Origin of the sequence: Staphylococcus sp. GDY8P57P, assembly GCF_017892585.1 — a bacterium.
Lineage (GTDB): Bacteria > Bacillota > Bacilli > Staphylococcales > Staphylococcaceae > Staphylococcus > Staphylococcus borealis.
Map to the genome: position 1 here is coordinate 1 of NZ_JAESLK010000039.1, position 5,586 is coordinate 5,586.

At 34.2% G+C, this 5,586-nt stretch carries 4 protein-coding genes; 3 read left to right on the forward strand and 1 reads right to left on the reverse strand.

Annotation, left to right across the window (positions count from 1 at the left end; genetic code table 11):
* Positions 1-60: 60 nt before the first annotated feature.
* The gene (locus tag KA878_RS11665; RefSeq protein WP_053029766.1) at positions 61-1,392 is read right to left on the reverse strand and encodes a glucose-6-phosphate isomerase; all 1,332 of its coding nucleotides are present in this window, start codon (positions 1,390-1,392) and stop codon (positions 61-63) included.
* Positions 1,393-1,724: 332 nt separating this feature from the next.
* On the opposite strand from KA878_RS11665, the gene KA878_RS11670 reads away from it, so the two are divergent.
* The 3 genes from KA878_RS11670 to KA878_RS11680 all read left to right on the forward strand — a co-directional run bounded on the left by KA878_RS11670 (position 1,725) and on the right by KA878_RS11680 (position 5,451).
* Positions 1,725-2,927 (forward strand): argininosuccinate synthase, encoded by a 1,203-nt coding sequence (locus KA878_RS11670; protein WP_075108693.1) that lies wholly within the window; start codon positions 1,725-1,727, stop codon positions 2,925-2,927.
* The gene (gene argH, locus KA878_RS11675; RefSeq protein WP_075108692.1) at positions 2,920-4,308 is read left to right on the forward strand and encodes an argininosuccinate lyase; all 1,389 of its coding nucleotides are present in this window, start codon (positions 2,920-2,922) and stop codon (positions 4,306-4,308) included. The genes KA878_RS11670 and argH overlap by 8 nt, the downstream gene beginning before the upstream one ends.
* Positions 4,309-4,488: 180 nt before the next feature.
* Positions 4,489-5,451, forward strand: coding sequence for a glycerophosphodiester phosphodiesterase (locus KA878_RS11680; RefSeq protein WP_193839574.1), 963 nt, complete (start codon positions 4,489-4,491; stop codon positions 5,449-5,451).
* Positions 5,452-5,586 lie beyond the last annotated feature (135 nt).

Below are 5,586 nucleotides of genomic sequence, written 5' to 3' on the forward strand. Positions count from 1 at the left end.
ATTTTTGTCCCGGACTCTTCTTAATATATATTTAATTTAATCAATGAGAAGATTAGCGTATTATAGACGTTCTTCTAACGCTTTCTTCTTATCTTCATATCCAGGTTTACCTAATAACGCGAACATGTTTTGTTTATATGCTTCAACACCAGGTTGGTTGAATGGATTAACACCTAATTGATATCCGCTCATTGCGCAAGCTAATTCAAAGAAGTAAACGACATAACCAAATGTTTCTTCATCTAAACGTGGTATATTCACAACTACGTTAGGTACGCCTCCATCAGTATGTGCTAATAATGTACCCTCAAATGCTTTCGTATTGACTTCATCAATTGTTTTACCTGCTAAGTAATTCAATCCGTCTAAATCATCACTATCTTCTTCAATTGTAAGATCGTGTTTAGGGTTGTTTACTTTTACAACTGTTTCAAATAAGAAACGACGTCCTTCTTGAACATATTGACCTAATGAATGTAAGTCCGTTGTATAGTTTGCGCTTGATGGATAAATACCTTTAAAGTCTTTACCTTCAGACTCACCGTACAATTGTTTCCACCATTCATTGAAATATTGCATTGATGGCTCATAGTTAATCAACATTTCAGTTGTATATCCTTTACTATATAAAATGTTACGGATTGTCGCATATTGGTACGCAATATTTTCATTTAAGTTGTCTGATGATAATTCTTTACGCGCTTTGTTAGCACCAATCATAATTGATTCAATATTAATGCCAGCTGTTGCAATTGGTAATAAACCTACAGCTGTTAATACTGAATAACGGCCACCTACATCATCTGGTACAACAAATGTTTCATAACCTTCATTATCAGCCAATTGTTTTAATGCACCTTTAGCTTTATCTGTAGTAGCAAAAATACGTTTTTTAGCTTCATCTTTACCATATTTTTCTTCAACTAATTGTTTAAACAGTCTGAATGCTACTGCAGGTTCTGTAGTTGTTCCAGATTTTGAAATTACATTCACAGAGAAATCTTTATCTGATAAGTAATCTACTAATTCTTTAGTGTATGTTGATGATAAATGATTACCAACAAATACAATTTCCGGATATTCATTTGAATTTCGGAATGAAGAAGTTAACATTTCGATAGCAGCACGTGCACCTAAGTATGAACCTCCAATGCCGATAACTACAAGTACATCTGAATTTGATTTAATGCGTTTTGACGCTTCAACAATTCTTGAAAATTCTTGCTTATCGTAATCTTCTGGTAGATTGACCCAACCTAAGAAATCACTACCTGCACCAGTACCTTCATGAATCGTTTTATGGATAGTTTTAACGATATCTTGTTGTTGATCAATTTCATGTTGACCAAAGAATTCTAATGCTTTGCCATAATCTAATTGAATATGAGTCATTTTATAAAAGCCTCCTGTATGTCCTTGTTGATTTAATTTTACTAACTTTATGCTATCTATTCAATTGACATGACTGACTATTCACATATTTTCAAATTAATTCAACAATTTTAAGACATTTTCTAATAATTCAAAAATGAATATTTTATAAATAAAATAATAATGCTGAAAATGGGTCATGTTGCATTATATCCTTTAATTCAATGCAATTCATTATTATATACAGATTTTAAAATTTTGTATATTTATGTAAAAAAATGGTTTTATTTTCATTTGATATCTGTTAGTATTAATTTATATCAATTTTCAGAAAAATTATGAGGTGAATTTTAATGAAAGAGAAAATCGTATTAGCATATTCAGGTGGATTAGATACAAGTGTTGCCGTTAAATGGCTTATAGATAAAGGCTATGATGTTGTAGCTGTATGTTTAGATGTTGGTGAAGGTAAAGATTTAGATGTCGTTTATTCTAAAGCATTAGATATGGGGGCAGTTGAGTGTCACATTATTGATGCAACGAAAGAATTTAGTGATGATTTCGTAAGTTACGCTATCAAAGGTAATTTAATGTATGAAAATAGTTATCCACTCGTATCGGCGTTATCACGTCCACTTATTGCGAAGAAATTAGTTGAGATTGCAGAGAAAACGAATTCAATAGGTATTGCGCATGGCTGTACTGGTAAAGGTAACGACCAAGTTCGTTTCGAAGTTGCTATTAAAGCGTTAAACCCTAATCTTAAGACATTTGCGCCAGTTAGAGAATGGGGCTGGAGTCGTGAAGAAGAAATTGATTATGCTATCAAACATAACATCCCTGTTGGCATCAATCATGATTCTCCGTATTCTATCGACCAAAACTTATGGGGCAGAGCAAATGAATGTGGTATTTTAGAAGATCCATATGCTGCACCACCTAAAGACGCTTATGACTTAACAGCAGAATTAGAAGATACACCGGATACACCAGATGAAATCATTCTTTCATTTAAAAATGGTATTCCTGTTCAATTAAATCATAAAGATTATGACCTAGATCAATTAATTTTAACTTTAAATGAATTAGCTGGGAAACATGGTATTGGACGTATCGACCATGTTGAAAATCGTCTAGTTGGTATTAAATCTCGTGAAATATATGAAACACCTGGTGCTGAAGTTATCTTAAAAGCACATAAAGCACTTGAGACATTAACCTTAACTAAAGATGTAGCTCATTTTAAACCAGTAATAGAGAAACAATTTGCTGAACAAACATATAATGGCTTGTGGTTCTCACCATTAACAGATAGCTTAAAATTATTTATCGATAGTACACAACAATATGTTGAAGGTGATGTCAGAATTAAACTATTTAAAGGTAATGCAATTGTTAATGGAAGAAAGTCTCCATATACTTTATATGATGAAAAATTAGCAACATATACTAAAGAAGATGCATTTAATCAATCAGCAGCTGTAGGTTTCATCGATATTTATGGTTTACCTACTCAAGTCAATGCTTATCTTCATGGAGGTTATAGTAATGAGTAGTAAAGCATGGGGTGGCCGTTTTCAACAACAACCAGAAGATTGGGTCGATGAATTTAATGCATCGATTGATTTCGACCAAACATTGTTAGATGAAGATGTTCAAGGTAGTATTGCACATGCGACCATGTTAGCTAATCAACATATCATTTCGCAAGATGACAAAGAAGCTATCATTAATGGATTAAAAGAGATCCAACAAGATTTCTATAATGGTAAGCTTGATTTTAAGAAGTCACTCGAAGATATTCATTTAAACATCGAACATGAACTCATTCAACGCGTTGGTGACGCCGGAGGTAAATTGCATACAGGTCGTAGTAGAAACGACCAAGTTGCCACTGATTTGCATTTATATGTTAAAAAAGAAGTCCAAGAAATCCAAACACTTATACGTTCATTCCAAACATCCATTCTTAACCTAGCACAATCACATGTCGACACTATTATGCCAGGTTATACGCATTTGCAACGTGCACAACCCATTTCATTTGCACACCATGTTATGACGTATTTCTGGATGCTTGACAGAGATTATTCACGCTTTGTCGATAGTATGAAACGTATTGATATTTCACCATTAGGTGCAGCAGCATTAAGTGGTACCACACACCCTATTGATAGACATGAAACGCAACAGTTATTAGGATTCGGCTCAGTTTATGAGAATAGTTTAGATGCAGTAAGTGATCGTGATTATATTATTGAAACACTGCATAATATTTCATTAACAATGATTCATTTATCACGTTTCGCTGAAGAAATTATATTTTGGTCAACAGATGAAGCGAAATTCATCACACTATCTGATGCATTCTCTACTGGTTCATCTATTATGCCTCAGAAGAAGAATCCTGATATGGCAGAACTTATTCGTGGTAAAGTCGGACGTACGACAGGCCATTTAATGAGTATGCTTGTCACACTAAAAGGTCTACCACTTGCCTATAATAAAGACTTACAAGAAGATAAAGAAGGTTTATTTGATTCAGTGCGCACAGTAAAAGGATCATTGCGCATTTTTGAAGGTATGTTAGATACAATGACTGTCAATACAGACCGTCTCAACGAAACCGTACATCAAGACTTTTCAAATGCAACAGAATTAGCCGATTATTTAGTAGCTAAAGATGTGCCTTTTAGAACAGCGCACGAAATTGTTGGAAAAATCGTCTATGAATGCATTCAACAAGGTATTTATTTATTAGATGTACCACTTGCGCGTTACCAAGAATTAAATGCAAACATTGATCAAGATGTTTATGATTATCTTAAACCCGAAAATTGTCTTAGCCGTAGAAAAAGTTATGGTTCTACAGGTCAAGATGCAGTACGCCATCAACTTAACGTTGCTAAGAAAGTATTAAATAACGATACCTTATAAAGGCTTGGAATGGGGCAGAGTTCATTCATTATTCTGCCCCACTCTAGCCTTTTTTGTTAACATTATTGAGTGAATTTTAACTATTTAATAATTATTTTAAGCTTTTGAAAATTCACTTCCTTTCATAAATATGCTTTGCTAGATTTTAACTGTAACTTTAACTGTGAAAGGATGAGTTTGTTGAAAGCAAAGAAAAAAGGTATCATTTCAAGTCTAACTATAGTTACTTTAGGGTTAGTGATTATACATACGCCTGTTGAAGCAAGTGGTAGTGCGATCTCAAATACTATAACGCCGAACCAATCTAGTACTTCTACACCTCAAGATAATCAATCACAATGGACAACCAATTTAACAGGAGAACGCTACACTACTATTGCTCATCGTGGCGCAAGCGGCTATGCACCAGAGCATACATTTGCAGCCTATGACAAAAGTCACAATGAGTTAGGTGCTTCATATATTGAAATTGATCTACAACGTACCAAAGATGGTCATTTAGTCGCCATGCATGACGAAACAGTTGACCGTACAACGAATGGCTCAGGACGTGTCGAGGATTACACTTTATCGGAATTAAAGAAGCTTGACGCTGGTTCATCTTTCAATGAACAACATCCTCAATTTGCTAATGATCGATATAAAGGTGCTACAGTTCCAACATTAGATGAAATTTTGACACGTTATGGTACAGATGCCAATTATTATATCGAAACAAAGCAGCCTGATGTTTATCCTGGCATGGAACAACAACTTTTAGACACACTGGACAAACACAATATGCTTACTTCTAACGCGCTTCAGCATGGTCACGTATTGATACAATCATTTTCAGAAGCGAGTTTATTAAAAATGCATCAACTAAATGCGAATGTGCCATTAATTCGTTTATTAGACAAAGGCGAATTAGCACAACAAAGCGATGCCGATTTACAACGCATTCGTTCTTATGCAATTGGTGTAGGTCCTGAATATAGTGATTTAAACGAACGAAATACAGCGCATTTAAAAGACCTCGGCTTTCTTGTACACCCATTTACTGTCAATGAAACGGCTGATATGCAGCGTTTAAACCAATATGGTGTTGATGGTGTGTTCACTAACTATGCTGATCAATATAAAGCAATCAGTGCTCAAAAATAAAAGTATGACTATGGTTCATAAATTAATAATTTAGAGAATAACAAAATAAACGCTATCGCTTGTTTTTGTATCAAAACAAACGATAGCGTTTTAATTATAGGCGCTTCGTCAAATGGGAGCGGGACAGAATTCTTT

What these genes read in the sequence shown, in the direction of transcription:
- KA878_RS11670 (WP_075108693.1), top strand. Translation starts at nt 1,725, where the DNA reads ATGAAAGAGAAAATCGTATTAGCATATTCAGGTGGATTAGATACAAGT.
- KA878_RS11665 (WP_053029766.1), bottom strand. Translation starts at nt 1,392, where the DNA reads ATGACTCATATTCAATTAGATTATGGCAAAGCATTAGAATTCTTTGGT.
- argH (WP_075108692.1), top strand. Translation starts at nt 2,920, where the DNA reads ATGAGTAGTAAAGCATGGGGTGGCCGTTTTCAACAACAACCAGAAGAT.